The following is a 15,815-nucleotide window of genomic DNA, read 5'->3' on the forward strand; positions in this document are numbered from 1 at the left end:
GCCGGCGCGGCCATCACGCCCGGCCCCGCACCGCCGGGCGTGATCGTCAGGCGCGCTCGAGACGGGACGGCGTGACGGGCCCGATGCCCGCGAGCTCGCGCTCGTCGAGGCCGGTGAGCCGCAGCGTCGGGTCGGCAGCGAGCGCCTGGGCCGTCGCGTCGTCCACGAGCACCTCGCCGGGCGCGGCCTCGCCGGTGAGCCGGGCCGCGAGGTTGACCGGCGTGCCGTACACGTCTCCGAACCGCGCGAGCACGTGACCCCAGACGAGGCCGACGCGCACCGGCGTCGCCCCACCGACCGGGAAGGCCGCCGCCAGGTCGAGCGCCACCGTGGCGCCGCGCCGCGGCTCGTCGGCGACGAAGAAGACGGCGTCACCGATCGTCTTCACCGTGCGCCCGCCCGCGCGGCTGACGACGTCGCGCGCGCGGGTCTCGAAGTCCTGCACGAAGTCGGCCAGGCCTTCGGCGGTCAGGCCGGCCGTCCGCGCCGTGAAGGAGACGATGTCCGCGAAGCCGACGGCCCGCGCCAGGGGCAGCCGGGTGGGGGGCGTCCCCTCGTCCAGCTGAGTGGCCATGAGCGCGGCGTGGGCGACGAGCTGCCGGCGCCACGAGTGCACCAGCTGGTCCTCGAGCAGCGGCACCACGTCCACCAGCCGGTCCAGCAGGACCAGGCGCGCCGAGATGTCGTCGAGCCCGAAGCGGTCGGCGATGTGGTCGACCAGCGCCTCCAGCTGCCACACGGCCAGGCGGTCCGTCAGGTGGGCCGCCGACCGCACCAGCGACGACGCCGCCGTCGGGCCGAGCATGTTCTCCTCGCTCACCGCGAGCAGGCGGCCGACGATCTCGGCGTCGCGCTCCGTGAAGACCTTGTCGTCCCGGTCCTCCGGCAGCCCGAACGGCCGCCACACGAACTCCAGCCGCTCCTCGCCGACCCCGAGACGCTCGGCGAGCTCCGGGAGGCTCAGGACGCGCGGACCACCGAGGACCTGCTGCTCGAGCCGGGCAAAGGTCGAGGACTCCGGAACCGCGCCTTCCTCCACCCGGCCAGGCTAGGCCACCCGCGGCGCACCTGTGACCTGGGTCATACCTGCCCGGTCGTCGACGGGCGGCGGGTCCTCAGGACCGCAGGCGCTCGACGTCCCCCGCGAGCACCGCGTGCACGTGCCCGGACGCGTCTGCGACGCGCAGCGCGCCGTCGTCGCCGAGGGAGACCGCCCGCCCCTCGAGCACGTCGCCGCCCGGCCGCAGGACGCGGACCGGCGCGCCGAGCGTCGCGCACACGGCCGCGCACTCCGCGGCGATGTCCGCCTCGACGGCGTCGCCGCCGGCCGCGCGCCACGCGTCGTCGAGGTCGAGCAGCGTCGTCAGGACGCGCGCCAGCAGGTCGGCCCGCTCGACGTCGACCCCTTCGACGGCGAGCGACGTGGCACTGGGCACGGGCAGGTCCTCGCGCCCGAGGCCGACGTTGATGCCGATGCCCAGCACGGCCGCCGTGGGCACCCCCGACTCGTCCGCGGTGACGTCGCCGAGCACGCCGGCGACCTTCCGGTCGCGCCCCCAGCCGGCCAGCTCGTCGCCGACGTCCGGGAGCAGCACGTCGTTCGGCCACTTGAGCAGCGCCTCGACGCCGATCCCGGCCAGAGCGCGGACGACGGCGAGCCCGCCCATCAGGGGCAGCCACCCCCACGCGTGGGTCGGCACCGGGGGGCGCAGCAGCACCGAGAACGTCAAGGCCGTCCCCGGCGGCGTCTGCCACGTGCGGCCGGCCCGGCCACGCCCCGCCGACTGGTGGTCCGCGACGAGCACCGAGCGGTCCGGCGCGCCCGCGCGCGCGGCGGCGACCAGGTCCGTGCTCGTCGACCCCGCCTGCGGGACGACGCGGACCGACGACAGCCGTCCGCCCAGGCCACCCGCGGCGAGCGCGGCGCTGACGACACCCTCCGTGAGCTGCGACACGTCGCCACGCTACTCCGCGCCGACGACGGGCCACCGGGCGCGGGCGTTTGTGGATGTCCACACATCCCAGGCCCGGACACGGTCGAAACCCGCCACCCCGGGTGTCGGGAGGCGACAACTACGGTGGGCAGGTGACCGACGTCCGCGCGTCCGCAGCCACGACGGCAGGCCCTGCCGGGACCCCCCGGTCCGAGGGTCCGGCCGGCACCGCCGACAAGCTCGCGGACCTCGCGCACCGCCAGGAGGCCGCGGTCGACGCGGCCGAGGAGAACGCCGCGGCGCGCCAGCACCCGCGCGGCAAGAAGACCGCCCGCGAGCGCATCGCCGCCCTGCTCGACGAGGGCAGCTTCGTCGAGCTCGACGCCTTCGTGCGGCACCGCTCGACGGCCTTCGGCCTCGGCTCCAAGCGCATCCCGGGCGACGGCGTCGTGGTCGGCTACGGGACCGTCGAGGGCCGGCAGGTGTGCGTGTACAGCCAGGACTTCACGGTCTTCGGCGGCTCGCTCGGCGAGGCGCACGGCCAGAAGATCACCAAGGTCATGGACCTCGCGCTGCGCACGGGCGCGCCGCTCATCGGCATCCTCGACGGCGGCGGCGCGCGCATCCAGGAGGGGGTCGCGGCGCTCACGCAGTTCGCGGAGATCTTCCGGCGCAACGTCGCCGCCTCGGGCGTCATCCCGCAGATCTCGCTCATCCTCGGGCCGAGCGCCGGCGGCGCCGTGTACTCCCCCGCCCTCACCGACTTCGTCGTCATGGCGGACGGCACGTCGCACATGTTCATCACCGGCCCGGACGTGATCCGCGCCGTGACCGGCGAGGACGTCGGCTTCGAGGAGCTCGGCGGCGGCACGACCCACAACGCGCGCTCCGGCGTCGCGCACTACCTCGGCTCCGACGAGGACGACGCCATCGACTGGGTGCGCACCCTGCTCGGCTACCTGCCCAGCAACAACCTCGCGGACCCGCCCGTGTGGGACGAGGACGAGGAGGCCGACGTCACGGACGCCGACCTCGAGCTCGACACCCTCGTGCCCGACTCGGACGCCCAGCCGTACGACATGCGCACGGTGGTCGAGCACGTGCTCGACCACGGCGACCTCTTCGAGGTGCAGGCGCTCTACGCACCGAACGTCCTGGTCGGCTTCGGGCACGTCGAGGGACACCCGGTCGGCGTCGTCGCCAACCAGCCGCTGCACATGGCGGGCACGCTCGACATCAACGCCGCCGAGAAGGCCGCGCGGTTCGTGCGCACCTGCGACGCGTTCAACCTCCCCGTGCTGACGTTCGTCGACGTGCCCGGCTTCCTGCCGGGCACGGACCAGGAGTGGAACGGCATCATCCGCCGCGGCGCCAAGCTGATCTACGCGTACGCCGAGGCCACGGTGCCGCTCGTCACGGTCATCACGCGGAAGGCGTACGGCGGCGCCTACATCGTCATGGGCTCCAAGCAGCTCGGCGCCGACGTGAACCTCGCCTGGCCGACGGCCCAGGTCGCCGTCATGGGCGCGGGCGGCGCGGTGAACATCCTGCACCGCGGCACGCTCAAGGCGGTCGCGGACGCCGGTGGCGACGTCGAAGCCGAGCGGGACCGCCTGGTGGGCGAGTACGAGGACGCGCTCATCAACCCCTACGACGCCGCCGAGCGGGGCTACGTGGACGCCGTCATCGCGCCGTCGCAGACGCGCCTGCAGGTGGTGCGCGCGCTGCGCGCCCTGCGGACCAAGCGCGCCACGCTGCCCAGCCGCAAGCACGGGAACATCCCGCTGTGACCCCCCAGGTGCGCGTGCTGCGCGGGTCCCCGGACGAGTTCGAGCTCGCGGCGCTGGTCGCGGGCATCGTCGCCGGCCGCGCGCCGGGAGCCGACGACGACGCCGTGGCCCGCCGGGCGCGGCGCGCCGCCCTGGACCGCCGGCGCTGGGTCGACGGCGCCCAGCAGCTGCGCGGGACGCTCGCCCGCGGCGGCGACGCGTGGCGCTGGAGCGGCCGCGCCTGACGACGGGCCGCCCGAGCGGGCACCGTCCATGATCGATCCGTGTCGGTGGTCGGCGCTTGGCTGGGAGCGTGCCCAATAACCCGGTGACAGCGCCCGAGCGCCCGCCGTACGGTCCGGCCGTGGTCCGCGCACCGAGCACCGCCTCCTCGGCCGCCCTGGCGGTCGGGCTCGCCGCGCGGTGGCGCACCTGGCGTGACACGGCCGTCCGGCCGCGGCTGCTCGTGTTCCGGCTGCTGCCGCTGGCGGGTCGGGGGCTGGTCCTCGCGGTGCTGGTCGTGAACGTGGCGCTGGGGGTGCTGCCCGTCGCGTTCCTCGTCGCGACGTCGGCCGTCGTCGGCCAGGTGCCCACGGCCGTCACCGGCGGGGTCGGCTCGGTGGAGTGGGACCGGCTCGTCGTGACCTTCCTGCTCGCCACCGCCGCCTTCGTCGCCCAGCAGGCGCTCGCCCCGCTCCAGGCCGCCCTGAACGTCCGGATGAAGCGGGTGGTCGACGGGCACGTGCTCGACTCGGTGCTGGGCACCACGCTCGGGTCCGTCAGCATCGCGCCGATGGAGGACGCGGGCGTGCTCGACGAGCTCCAGGACGTGCTACGCCCGTACCAGCGGGACTTCGCCCCCCCGGGCGAGGCGTGCGGCGCCTCGCTCGCGCTCATCGCACGCTACGTGCGGCTGGTCGCCCTGGGTGTCATCGTGGGCGCGCTGCTGCACTGGTGGGCGGGGGCGGCCGTCGTCGTGGCGACCCTGGTCTTCCGGTACGGGCAGCGCGGCGGCCTGCGCCGCTACTCCCAGGTGTGGCGCGAGCTGGTGCCGACCATCCGGCGCTCCACGTACCTCCACGAGACCGCGGTCGGCCCGGGCGCCGCGAAGGAGGGCCGTGTGTTCGGCCTGAGCGACTGGCTGGCCGAGCGGTACCTGGCGAACCACACCGAGATGTACGCGCGGGTCGCCCGGCGACGGCGCGAGGTGTACCTGCGGCCCTACGTCGGCTACACCGCCCTCGGCCTGGCGCTGGCGGCGCTCGTGCTGGTCGCCGCCGCGCGGGCCGGCGCCAGCGGTGAGCTCGACCTCACCCGGCTCGCGCTGGTGCTGCAGGCGGCGATGGCCGCGCTGCTGCTCGGCGAGTACTACGTCGAGTGCGACGTGCCGACGCAGTACGGCATGCTCGCGGTCGCGGCCAAGGCGCGGCTGGAGGAGCGCGTGGCCGCAGCGGCCGCGGCCGCCGGCCCGACGGCCGCTCCCCCCGCCCGCCCCGCCGATCGCGCCGCCGTCACGCAGCCGACCGACGAGGGCGCCCGCGGGGGCCTCGCACCCGCGGCGCCCGAGGCCGGTATCCGGTTCGAGGGCGTGCACTTCACCTACCCCGGCTCGCGCACGCCGGTCCTCGACGGCCTCGACCTGGAGCTGCCGGCCGGTCGCTCGACGGCGATCGTCGGCGTCAACGGGGCGGGCAAGACCACGCTCGTCAAGCTCCTGACCCGGCTCTACGAGCCGGCGGCCGGGCGGATCACCGTCGACGGCGTCGACGTCGCCGGTGTCGACGCCGACGAGTGGCGCCGGCACATCGGCGTGATCTTCCAGGACTTCGTGCGGTTCGAGCTGTCCGCGGCCGACAACATCGCCGTCGGCGCCCCGCACCTGGCGGACCCGGACGGTGTCCGCGCCGCCGCGCACCGGGCGGGCGTGCTCGACGTCGTCGAGGCCCTGCCGAGGGGCTTCGACAGTCCGCTGGCCCGCGCGTACGAGGGCGGCGCCGACCTGTCCGGCGGGCAGTGGCAGCGGATCGCCATCGCCCGGGCGCTGTACGCCGTGCACGCGGGTGCGCGGGTGCTCGTGCTCGACGAGCCGACGTCGGCGCTCGACGTGCGCGCCGAGGTCGCCTTCTTCGACCGGTTCGTCGAGCTCACGGCCGGGGTGACCTCCCTGCTCATCTCCCACCGGTTCTCGTCCGTGCGGCGGGCCGACCGGATCGTCGTCGTCGACGGCGGCCGGGTGGTCGAGCTGGGGTCCCACGACGAGCTGATGGCCGCCGACGGCCACTACGCGCGCCTGTTCCACCTCCAGGCGGAGCGGTTCGCCGCGGGGCTCGACGCCGAGGGTGAGCTCCTGGCCGCGGCGCCCGCCGAGCCCGCCGCGACGGGGTCGGAGGAACGATGAAGGACGTCGTCCGGGGCACCTGGGCCTACACCCGCACGTGCTGGCGGCTCGACCCGCGACGGGCGTGGATCTCCCTGGCCCTCATGCTCGCCCAGGCGGCCGCGCTCCCGCTCGCCGCACCCGCGCTCGCCGCCCTCACGGACGCCGCCGTCGCGCACGACGCCGACGGGGCCACGTGGGCCGCCGTCGCGGTGGCGGTCACCGTCATCGCCTCGCTGACGGCCGGGCACTTCGCGCACATCTTCTACTTCGAGCTCGCCGAGACGGCGACGGGCAACCTCGACCGCCGCCTGATCGAGCTGGCGAACGGCTCGACGAGCATCGAGCACATGGAGCGGCCCGAGTACGCCGACCGGATCCAGGTGCTGCGCACGGAGATCAACCGCGCGGGCTTCCAGGCGCTCCAGGCCGTGCTGGCCGCCGTCGGGCTGGGCCTGGCGATCGCGATCACCGGTGTGCTGCTCGGGCGGCTGGACCCGTGGCTGCTCCTGCTGCCGCTCGCGGCCGTGCCGCCGCTGCTCCTGGGGCGTCGCGCGGAGTCGATCCTGGGCCGGTCCCGGGACGACGCCGCGCAGGACGGCCGCCGGGCGCGGCACCTGCTCGAGCTCGGCACCGGCGCCGGCCCGGCGAAGGAGCTGCGGGTGGCCGGCCTGGCCGGCGTCGTCCGCAGCCGGTTCGCCGCCGCCTGGGACGGGGCGAGCCGGACCCTGGTCCGCGCCGAGGCCCGCGCGCTGTGGCCCCGGCTGCTCGGGCAGGTCGTGTTCGCCGCCGCGTACGTCGGCGCGACCCTCCTCGTCGTCCGCAACGCCGTGGCCGGGCGGGGTACCGCCGGCGACGTGATCCTCGTGCTCACGCTGGCCGCACAGGTCAACGGGCAGGTGGTTGCGGCGGTGAGCGTGCTGCAGACCCTGCAGCGGACCGCCACGGCGATGGTCGGCCTGGGCTGGGTCGAGGACCTCGTGACGGCGCCACCGGCCCACGGCCTGCCCGAGGACGCCCCCGTCCCCGCCCGGCTCACCGGAGGGATCCGCCTGACGGGCGTCGCGTTCACCTACCCCGGCACGGACCGGCCGGTGCTCGCCGGCGTCGACCTCGACCTGCCGGCCGGCACCACGGTGGCCGTCGTCGGGGAGAACGGGGCCGGCAAGAGCACGCTCGTCAAGCTGCTGGCCCGGTTCTACGAGCCGACGACCGGCGCGATCACCGTGGACGGCGTCGACCTGCGGCGCATCCCCGTACGCGGCTGGCGCGAGCGGATCGCGGCCGGCTTCCAGGACTTCGCGCGCCTGGAGTTCCTCGCGCGCGAGACGGTCGGCGTCGGCGACCTGCCGAGGATCGACTCGGAGGCGGCGGTGCTCGATGCGCTCGACCGGGCGGACGCCGGCGCCCTGCTCGACCGCCTCGAGGACGGTCTGGACACCCAGCTCGGGCTGTCCGCCGATGGCACGGAGCTGTCCGGCGGGCAGTGGCAGAAGCTGGCCCTCGGGCGGGCGATGATGCGCACCTCGCCGCTGCTGCTCCTGCTCGACGAGCCGACCTCCGCCCTCGACGCACAGGCCGAGCACCAGCTCTTCGAGCGGTACGCGCACACCGCCCGCGAGGTGGGCGCCCGGACGGGCGCGATCACGGTGCTCGTCTCGCACCGCTTCTCCACCGTCCGGATGGCCGACCTGATCCTCGTGGTCGCCGACGGCCGGATCGTCGAGGCGGGAACGCACGAGGACCTCGTCACGGCGGACGGGCTGTACGCCGAGCTGTACGGTCTGCAGGCCGCCGCCTACAGCTGACCCCCCGACCGCTCACGCAAGGAGGTCCGGATGTACGTGCCCCGGCACTTCGCCGTCGACGACGCCACGACCGCCGAGTTCCTCGCGGGCGCCGGCGCGGCACACCTCGTGACCGCCACCGCCGAGGGCCTGGTCGCCACCCGGCTCCCCTACGTCTGGGCGCCCGAGGTCGGTGCGCACGGCGCGCTCCAGGCTCACGTGGCGCGGACCAACGACCAGTGGCGCCGGCCGCCGGTGGGCGAGGCGATGGCGATCGTGCACGGCCCCGACGCGTACGTGACCCCCTCCTGGTACGCGACGAAGGCCGAGCACGGGCGGGTGGTGCCGACGTGGAACTACGTCACGGCCCACGTGTACGGCCGGCTCGTCGTGCACGACGACGAGGACTGGCTCGCCGCGCACGTGCGCGCCCTCACGGAGCGCTTCGAGGCCGCCCGCCCGGAGCCGTGGGCGGTCGACGACGCCCCGCCGGCCTTCGTCGCGGGCCAGCTGCGCGCCGTCGTCGGCCTCGAGCTCGTGGTGACCCGCGTGGAGGCGAAGGCGAAGCTCAGCCAGAACCGATCGGACGCCGACCGGGCCGGCGTGGCTGCCGGGTTCGCCTCCGCCGGGGACGCACGGATGGCCGACGCCGTCCGTGCCGCCGCGAGTCGTAAGGTCGGTGCATGACCTCGACCTCCCCGGATTCCCCCACGCGCCCGGCCACCGCCGTCGACGCCGTCGCCGACCAGTACCTGACCGCCTACTGCCGGCTCAACCCGTTCGCGGCCACGGCGATGGGCGTGCCGGGCTACGACCACCTGGCCACGGACCTCTCGCCGGCCGGCTGGGACGCGATGGCGGCCTCGGCGCGCGACACCCTCGCGGAGCTGGCCACGGGCGAGCCCGCGGACGACGTGGACCGCGTGACGATCGCCGCGATGCAGGAGCGCCTCGGCCTGGAGGTGGCGCTGCACGAGGCGGACGAGTGGACCGGCCAGCTGAACAACATCGCCTCCCCGGTGCAGGAGATGCGCGACATCTTCGACATCATGCCGACGTCGACGCCGGAGCACTGGGAGAACATCGCCCTGCGGATGGCCGCGCTGCCCGACACCGCGGCGGGCGTCATCGAGTCGCTGCGGCTGGCGGCCTCCCGGGGCCGGGTGGCCCCGATCCGCCAGGTCTCCGAGTGCATCACGCAGGCGGACGAGATCGCCGCCGCAGGCTCGTTCTTCGACACGTTCGTGACCGGCGCCGAGGTGGACGCGGCACTCGACGACTCCGCCGCCTGCCAGGCGATCCGCAAGGCTCTCGGTGAGGGTGCCGAGGCCGCGCGTCGGGCGTACGGGCAGCTCGCGGACTTCCTGCGGGACGAGCTCGCGCCGCAGGCGCCGCAGGACGACGCCGCCGGCCGTGACCGCTACCCGCTGTGGTCGCAGTACTTCCTCGGCGCGCGCGTGGACCTCGAGGAGACCTACGCGTGGGGTCTGGACGAGCTCGCGCGCGTCGTCGCCGAGCAGGAGGCCATCGCCGCCGAGATCGCCGGTCCCGGGGCGAGCGTCGCCGACGCCGTGGCGAAGCTCGACGCGGACCCGGCCCGCCGGCTCGAGGGCACGGCGGCGCTGCGCGCGTGGATGCAGGAGACCTCCGACGCCGCGATCGCCGCGCTGAACGGCGTGCACTTCGACATCCCGGAGCCCGTGCAGCGGCTCGAGTGCCGCATCGCGCCCACGCAGAGCGGCGGCATCTACTACACCGGCCCGTCCGACGACTTCTCGCGGCCCGGCCGGATGTGGTGGTCCGTCCCTGCCGACGTCACGACCTTCAACACCTGGCGCGAGAAGACGACCGTCTACCACGAGGGCGTCCCCGGCCACCACCTGCAGATCGGCCAGGCCGTCTACCTGCGCCAGACCCTCAACGCCTGGCGCCGGCTGGGCTGCTGGGTGAGCGGCCACGGCGAGGGCTGGGCGCTGTACGCCGAGCGCCTCATGGCCGACCTCGGGTTCCTCGACGACCCGGGCGACCGCCTCGGGATGCTCGACGGCCAGCGGATGCGCGCGGCGCGCGTGGTCATCGACCTCGGCGTGCACCTCGGGCTGCCCGCGCCCGCGCAGTGGGGCGGCGGCACCTGGGACGCGGACAAGGCCTGGGAGTTCTTCAAGGCGAACGTGAACATGCCGGAGTCCTTCCTGCGGTTCGAGCTCAACCGGTACCTGGGCTGGCCCGGGCAGGCACCCGCCTACAAGATCGGGCAGCGCCTGTGGGAGCAGGCCCGCGACGAGTACGTCGCCGGCGCCCGCGCCCGCGGCGAGACCGGTGACCTCAAGGCGTTCCACGCCCGCGCACTCTCGCTCGGGTCCGTCGGCCTCGACGTCCTGCGGGACGCCCTGCGGTGAGGTTCGTCCTCGCGTCCGCGTCCCCCGCCCGCCTGGCCACGCTCACGTCCGCCGGCTTCGCGCCGGAGGTCCGCGTGTCGGGCGTCGACGAGGACGCGGCGCTCGCGGCCGCGCGTGCCGACCGTGGGGAACCTCCCCACGGTCGGCACGTCATGGGCAGCTCGACCGCCGACGACGTCCTCGTCCTCGCCCGCGCGAAGGCGGAGGCCGTCGCGCGCGACGAGAGCGGCGCCGTCGTGCTGGGGTGCGACTCCATGCTCGAGCTCGACGGCCGGCAGCTGGGCAAGCCCGCCGACGCCGCGGAGGCCGTGGAGCGATGGCGCGCGATGCGCGGGCGCTCGGGCGTGCTGCACACCGGCCACTGGCTCGTCGACACGCGCGAGCCCGACCGGGCCGCCGGCGCGACGGCCTCGACCGTCGTGCACTTCGCCGAGCTCAGCGACCGCGAGATCGAGGCGTACGTCGCCACGGGCGAGCCGCTCGCGGTGGCCGGGGCGTTCACCGTCGACGGGCTCGGGGGCCCGTTCGTCACCGCGATCGAGGGCGACTACCACGCCGTCGTCGGGGTGAGCCTGCCCCTGCTGCGCGACCTGCTGGGCGACCTCGGGCTCGGCGTCGTCGACCTCTGGGCGCGGTAGTCGCGCCGACCACGGCGGGCAGGCGTTCGCGCCCGCCCGCCGGGCGTGGTCGGCGCGCCACAACCGCCGATGCCGACGGTTGGCGGGACCGGACAGTCTTGGTCGCCGCAGGGGCCGGATGGCGGGACCGGGCAGCCGCTGACGTTACGGTGAGCCGTGCCCGCAGCCCCCTCGATCACCAAGGTGCTCATCGCCAACCGCGGTGAGATCGCCGTCCGCGTGGCGCGCGCGTGCGCCGACGCCCAGATCGCCTCCGTCGCCGTGTACGCGAACCCTGACCGCGAGGCGCTGCACGTCCGGCTGGCCGACGAGGCCTACGCCCTGGACGGCGAGCGCGCCGCCGACACCTACCTCGACGCGACCAAGCTCATCGACGTGGCGCTGCGCTGCGGCGCCGACGCCGTCCACCCCGGCTACGGCTTCCTCTCCGAGAACGCCGGCTTCGCCCGCGCCGTGATCGACGCCGGCCTGGTGTGGATCGGGCCGCCGCCGGAGGCGATCGAGGCGCTCGGCGACAAGGTGCGGGCGCGGCACATCGCGCAGGCGGTCGGGGCGCCGCTCGTGCCCGGCACGCCCGACCCGGTGGCCGACGTCAGCGAGGTGCACGCCTTCGTGGCGGAGCACGGCCTGCCGATCGCCATCAAGGCGGCGTTCGGCGGCGGCGGGCGCGGCCTGAAGGTGGTTCGCGACGCCGCGGAGGTCGACGCCCAGTTCGAGTCCGCGGTCCGCGAGGCGACCGCGGCGTTCGGCCGCGGGGAGTGCTTCGTGGAGCGCTACCTCGACGCGCCGCGACACGTGGAGACCCAGTGCCTGGCGGACGCGCACGGGACCGTCGTCGTGGTCTCCACGCGCGACTGCTCGCTGCAGCGCCGGCACCAGAAGCTCGTCGAGGAGGCGCCTGCGCCGTTCCTCACCGCCGAGCAGGAGCGCACGCTCCGCGAGGCCTCGATCGCCATCCTGCGCGAGGCCCGGTACGTCGGGGCGGGCACGTGCGAGTTCCTCGTCGGCGCCGACGGCACCGTGTCGTTCCTCGAGGTGAACACGCGCCTCCAGGTGGAGCACCCTGTGACCGAGGAGGTCACGGGCATCGACCTGGTCCGCGAGCAGCTGCGCATCGCCGTCGGCGAGCCGCTCGGCTACACCGAGGTCGCCGCGCGCGGCCACAGCCTGGAGTTCCGGATCAACGGCGAGGACCCCGCCGCGGGCTTCCTGCCGGCGCCGGGACGGCTCACCCGGCTCCGCTTCCCCGCGGGCCCGGGCGTGCGCGTGGACAGCGGCGTCGTCGAGGGCGACACCGTCTCCGGCGCCTTCGACTCGATGATCGCCAAGGTCGTCGTCACGGGCGCGACCCGGCAGCAGGCCATCGAGCGGGCGCGGCGCGCCCTCGAGGAGATGGACGTCGCGGGCATCCCGACGGTGCTGCCCTTCCACCGTGCCGTGCTGCAGGACCCCGACTTCGCCCCCGCCGAGGCGGACCGCCCGTTCGCAGTGCACACGCGCTGGATCGAGACGACGTTCGCGCACCGGCTCCCCGGGCTGCCCGGGCAGGCCGCGCCGTCGGCGGCCGGCAACGACGCCGACGCGCCCGCGGCGACCGAGCGGGTCGTCGTCGAGGTCGGCGGGAAGCGGATCGAGGTCGTGCTGCCGGCCGGGCTCGGGCTCGGCGCACCGCGCGCCCGCGGGGGCGCGCCGCGGCGGACCCGCCGGGCGCCGGGCCGCGCCGTCGGCGCCGCGAGCGGGACGGCGCTGACCTCCCCCATGCAGGGCACCATCGTCAAGGTCGCGGTCGCGGAGGGCGACGTCGTCGCCGAGGGCGACCTCGTCGTCGTGCTCGAGGCGATGAAGATGGAGCAGCCCCTCGTGGCGCACCGCCCGGGCCGGATCGCCGCCCTGGTGGCCGACGTCGGCGCGAGCGTCGGCGCCGGGACCCCGATCTGCGAGATCGTCGACACCGAGCCCGCGGCGTGACGGCGCCCCGGGGCACCGGGGACGCCTGGGTGGAGTGCGCCTGCGGGCGCCGCCACTGGGGACGCTTCGGCGCCGCGGGCCTGCTCCTGGCGCGCCGGACGGCGCAGGGCGTGCAGGTGCTGCTGCAGCACCGCGCGCTCTGGAGCGACCAGGGCGGCACCTGGGGGCTGCCGGGCGGGGCCCTGGCCGAGGGCGAGGCACCGGTGCACGGCGCCTTGCGGGAGGCGGCCGAGGAGGCGGGCGTCGACCCCGCGCACGTCGCGGTCCGCGACACGTACGTGCTGGACCACGGCGCCTGGGCCTACACGACGGCGATCGGCTGGGTGACCGGGCCGCAGGACGTGCGGCCGACCGACGACGAGAGCCTCGAGATCGTGTGGGTCGACGTCGACGACGTCGCGAACCGTCCCCTGCTCGTGGCGTTCGGTGCCGCGTGGCCGGAGCTGCGCCGACGGATCCTGGCGCAGGCGGAGGATGCGCTACAGTCCTCGGGTTAGGTAAGCCTTACCTATTCGGGGGTCTCATGCTCGCCAACGTCCTCATCGGTCTCCGCGAGGGCATGGAGGCGGCGCTCGTCGTCAGCATCCTGGTCGCCTACCTCGTGCGGACGGGGCGCACCGCGCACCTGCGCCACGTGTGGACCGGCGTCGGCGCCGCCGTCGCGCTGTCCGCGGCCGTCGGCGCCGTCCTCACCTTCGGCCCCACCCGCCTGGGAGAGCGCGCCGAGGAGACCCTGGCGGGCGTCCTGTCCGTGCTCGCCGTCGCGCTCGTCACCTGGATGGTGTTCTGGATGGCGCGCACGGCACGGCACCTCAAGCGCGGCCTCGAGGCGCGGCTGGACGGCGCCGTCGCGAACGGCGGCTGGGCCGTCCCCGTCCTCTCCTTCCTCGCAGTGGCCCGCGAGGGCGTCGAGACCGCCCTGTTCCTGTGGGCGGGCGCGGGCGCGACGGCGGGCACCTCCCCCGCGCTCGGCGCCGGCCTGGGCATCGCCGCCGCGGTGGTGCTCGGCTGGGCGGTGTACCGCGGGGCCGTCCGGCTCGACCTGCGGGCATTCTTCACCTGGACCGGGTTCTCGCTCGTCGTCATCGCCGCCGGCGTCCTCGCCTACGGCGTCCACGAGCTCCAGGAGGTCGGCCTCGTGCCCTGGGGCACCGCGACGGCGTACGACGTGTCGGGCGCCGTCCCGCCGGACGGGACGCTCGGGGTGGTGCTGCGCGGGCTCGTCAGCTACTCGGCGGCGCCGAGCTGGACCATGGTCGCGGTCTGGTGGGTCTACCTGGGCGTGGTCGCCACGGCGTACGCCCGGGCGGTCCGGCACCGCGCACCGGCCCCGGCAGCCACCGCTGCGTCGTCGGGCACCGCAGCGCCGTCGGGCACCGCAGCGCCGTCGGGCACCGCAGGGCTGGCCGAGCCGGCTGCGCGGGCGGGCGCGGGCGCCTGACCCGCCGGCCGGGACCTCGCGGCTAGGCCGGCACGACCGGCAGCAGGCGCGCGACCTCGGCGATGGACCCCGACAGCGACGGGTACACCGTGAAGGCGTGCGCGACGTCGTCGGCCGTGAGCCGCTGGGCGACCGCAAGCGTGACCGGGAAGATGAGCTCGCCCGCGCGGGGCGCCACCACGATCCCGCCGAGCACGATGCCCGTCGAGGCGTGCGCGAACAGCTTCACGAAGCCGTCGCGCATGCCCAGCATCTTGGCGCGTGGGTTGCGGGCGAGCTCGAGGCGGCTGGTCACGTACCGGGTGCCGGCCTCCTCGAGCGAGCGCTGCGAGGCGCCGACGCTCGCGATCTCCGGGGCGGTGAACACGTTGGCGGCGACGGTGCGCAGGTCGAGCGGAGCGACCGCGCCGCCGAGCGCGTGCGCCATCGCGATCCGGCCCTGCATGGCGGCGACGGAGGCGAGCGGCCAGACGCCCGTGCAGTCCCCCGCGGCGTAGACGCCGGGCGCGGTGGTGCGCGAGACCCGGTCGACGTCCACGTGCCCGGAGGGCGTGAGCCGCACGCCCGCCTCGGCGAGCCCGAGGCCGCCGGTCGAGGGCACCGAGCCGACCGCGAGCAGGCAGTGGCTGCCGGTGACGACGCGGCCGTCGTCCAGGGTGACCACGACCTCGTTCCCGTCGCGGCGCACCGAGGACGCGCGGGAGCGGCTCAGCACCGTCATCCCGCGCGCGCGGAACACCTCCTCGATCACGTCCGCGGCGTCGGCGTCCTCGCTGGGCAGCACGCGGTCCCGCGAGGAGACGAGGACGACGTCGCAGCCGAGCGCCCCGAACGCGCCCGCGAACTCCGCGCCGGTCACGCCGGAGCCGACGACGACGAGCCGCTCGGGGAGGTCGGCCAGGCCGTAGACCTGCGTCCAGTCGAGGATCCGCTCGCCGTCCGGCACGGCGTCGGGCAGGACGCGCGGCGTGGCACCCGTGGCGACGAGGACGGCGTCGGCGTCGAGCGCGAGCGGCGACCCCTCGGCCGGCGCGACGACGACGCGGTGCGGCCCGTCCAGCCGTGCGCGGCCCTCCTCGACGTGGACCCCGATGGACTCCAGGCGCGCCCGGATGTCGGCCGACTGCGCCGCGGCGAGCTCGCGCACCCGCTCGTTGACGCGGCCGAGGTCGACGGCGAACGGGCCGGCCTCGTCGCGGTCGCCGACGTTGCGGATGCCCAGCTCGGGCGCACGGGCGGCGATCGTCATCCACTCGGCGGTGGCGATGAGCGTCTTGGACGGCACCACGTCGGTCAGCACGGCCGCGCCGCCGAGCCCGTGCTCCTCGACCAGCGTCACGTGCGCCCCGGCGCGGGCGGCCACGAGCGCCGCCTCGTACCCGCCGGGGCCGCCGCCGATCACGACGACGCGAGCGCCGGTGCGGACGTCGGACAGGGGTGCGGGCTCGGGGAGCCCGGGCGTCGTCGCGGTCACCCGTGCCATTGTGCCCCGTTGCACCGTG

Annotated in this window: 13 protein-coding genes; 10 read left to right on the forward strand and 3 right to left on the reverse strand. The window is 75.7% G+C overall.

Features of this window, described 5'->3' with window-relative positions; genetic code table 11:
- Positions 1 to 46: 46 nt before the first annotated feature.
- Together AFE02nite_RS06610 and AFE02nite_RS06615 are read right to left on the reverse strand one after the other, a co-directional pair.
- On the reverse strand, positions 47 to 1,039 hold the full coding sequence (locus AFE02nite_RS06610; protein WP_034248314.1) for an adenylate/guanylate cyclase domain-containing protein: 993 nt from the start codon (positions 1,037 to 1,039) through the stop codon (positions 47 to 49).
- 76 nt (positions 1,040 to 1,115) lie between these two features.
- Positions 1,116 to 1,955: a biotin--[acetyl-CoA-carboxylase] ligase gene (locus AFE02nite_RS06615; RefSeq protein WP_034248316.1), complete on the reverse strand. Its 840-nt coding sequence runs from the start codon at positions 1,953 to 1,955 to the stop codon at positions 1,116 to 1,118.
- A 131-nt stretch (positions 1,956 to 2,086) separates the two neighbouring features.
- Here AFE02nite_RS06615 and AFE02nite_RS06620 point away from each other — a divergent pair, with 131 nt between their 5' ends.
- From AFE02nite_RS06620 to efeU, 10 genes are all read left to right on the forward strand, one after another.
- On the forward strand, positions 2,087 to 3,724 hold the full coding sequence (locus AFE02nite_RS06620) for an acyl-CoA carboxylase subunit beta (RefSeq protein ID WP_034248320.1): 1,638 nt from the start codon (positions 2,087 to 2,089) through the stop codon (positions 3,722 to 3,724).
- On the forward strand, positions 3,721 to 3,948 hold the full coding sequence (locus AFE02nite_RS06625; protein WP_146819306.1) for an acyl-CoA carboxylase subunit epsilon: 228 nt from the start codon (positions 3,721 to 3,723) through the stop codon (positions 3,946 to 3,948). The genes AFE02nite_RS06620 and AFE02nite_RS06625 overlap by 4 nt, the downstream gene beginning before the upstream one ends.
- A gap of 119 nt (positions 3,949 to 4,067) precedes the next feature.
- Positions 4,068 to 6,101, forward strand: coding sequence for an ABC transporter ATP-binding protein (locus AFE02nite_RS06630; RefSeq protein WP_222594355.1), 2,034 nt, complete (start codon positions 4,068 to 4,070; stop codon positions 6,099 to 6,101).
- Positions 6,098 to 7,888, forward strand: a complete 1,791-nt coding sequence (locus tag AFE02nite_RS06635; RefSeq protein ID WP_146819307.1) for an ABC transporter ATP-binding protein — start codon at positions 6,098 to 6,100, stop codon at positions 7,886 to 7,888. The genes AFE02nite_RS06630 and AFE02nite_RS06635 overlap by 4 nt, the downstream gene beginning before the upstream one ends.
- Positions 7,889 to 7,918: 30 nt before the next feature.
- Positions 7,919 to 8,554, forward strand: coding sequence for an FMN-binding negative transcriptional regulator (locus tag AFE02nite_RS06640; protein ID WP_034248382.1), 636 nt, complete (start codon positions 7,919 to 7,921; stop codon positions 8,552 to 8,554).
- Positions 8,551 to 10,266, forward strand: a complete 1,716-nt coding sequence (locus tag AFE02nite_RS06645) for a DUF885 domain-containing protein (RefSeq protein WP_034248380.1) — start codon at positions 8,551 to 8,553, stop codon at positions 10,264 to 10,266. Before AFE02nite_RS06640 ends, AFE02nite_RS06645 begins: the two co-directional genes overlap by 4 nt.
- Positions 10,263 to 10,904, forward strand: coding sequence for a Maf family protein (locus tag AFE02nite_RS06650; protein WP_034248379.1), 642 nt, complete (start codon positions 10,263 to 10,265; stop codon positions 10,902 to 10,904). The genes AFE02nite_RS06645 and AFE02nite_RS06650 overlap by 4 nt, the downstream gene beginning before the upstream one ends.
- Before the next feature lie 156 nt (positions 10,905 to 11,060).
- Positions 11,061 to 12,872: an acetyl/propionyl/methylcrotonyl-CoA carboxylase subunit alpha gene (locus AFE02nite_RS06655; protein WP_261765518.1), complete on the forward strand. Its 1,812-nt coding sequence runs from the start codon at positions 11,061 to 11,063 to the stop codon at positions 12,870 to 12,872.
- Complete coding sequence (locus AFE02nite_RS06660; RefSeq protein WP_052114136.1) at positions 12,869 to 13,369, forward strand: NUDIX domain-containing protein; 501 nt, start codon at positions 12,869 to 12,871, stop codon at positions 13,367 to 13,369. Before AFE02nite_RS06655 ends, AFE02nite_RS06660 begins: the two co-directional genes overlap by 4 nt.
- A 26-nt stretch (positions 13,370 to 13,395) precedes the next feature.
- Positions 13,396 to 14,313, forward strand: coding sequence for an iron uptake transporter permease EfeU (efeU, locus tag AFE02nite_RS06665; protein WP_146819308.1), 918 nt, complete (start codon positions 13,396 to 13,398; stop codon positions 14,311 to 14,313).
- Between the two features lie 22 nt (positions 14,314 to 14,335).
- On the opposite strand, the gene AFE02nite_RS06670 is transcribed toward efeU, so the two are convergent.
- On the reverse strand, positions 14,336 to 15,796 hold the full coding sequence (locus AFE02nite_RS06670; protein WP_034248231.1) for an NAD(P)H-quinone dehydrogenase: 1,461 nt from the start codon (positions 15,794 to 15,796) through the stop codon (positions 14,336 to 14,338).
- Positions 15,797 to 15,815 lie beyond the last annotated feature (19 nt).

Origin of the sequence: Actinotalea fermentans, from assembly GCF_007991475.1 — a bacterium.
Lineage (GTDB): Bacteria > Actinomycetota > Actinomycetes > Actinomycetales > Cellulomonadaceae > Actinotalea > Actinotalea fermentans.

Coding starts and splice junctions, on each gene's coding strand:
- AFE02nite_RS06635 (WP_146819307.1), top strand. CDS start 6,098: ATGAAGGACGTCGTCCGGGGCACCTGGGCCTACACCCGCACGTGCTGG.
- AFE02nite_RS06640 (WP_034248382.1), top strand. CDS start 7,919: ATGTACGTGCCCCGGCACTTCGCCGTCGACGACGCCACGACCGCCGAG.
- AFE02nite_RS06645 (WP_034248380.1), top strand. CDS start 8,551: ATGACCTCGACCTCCCCGGATTCCCCCACGCGCCCGGCCACCGCCGTC.
- efeU (WP_146819308.1), top strand. CDS start 13,396: ATGCTCGCCAACGTCCTCATCGGTCTCCGCGAGGGCATGGAGGCGGCG.
- AFE02nite_RS06670 (WP_034248231.1), bottom strand. CDS start 15,796: ATGGCACGGGTGACCGCGACGACGCCCGGGCTCCCCGAGCCCGCACCC.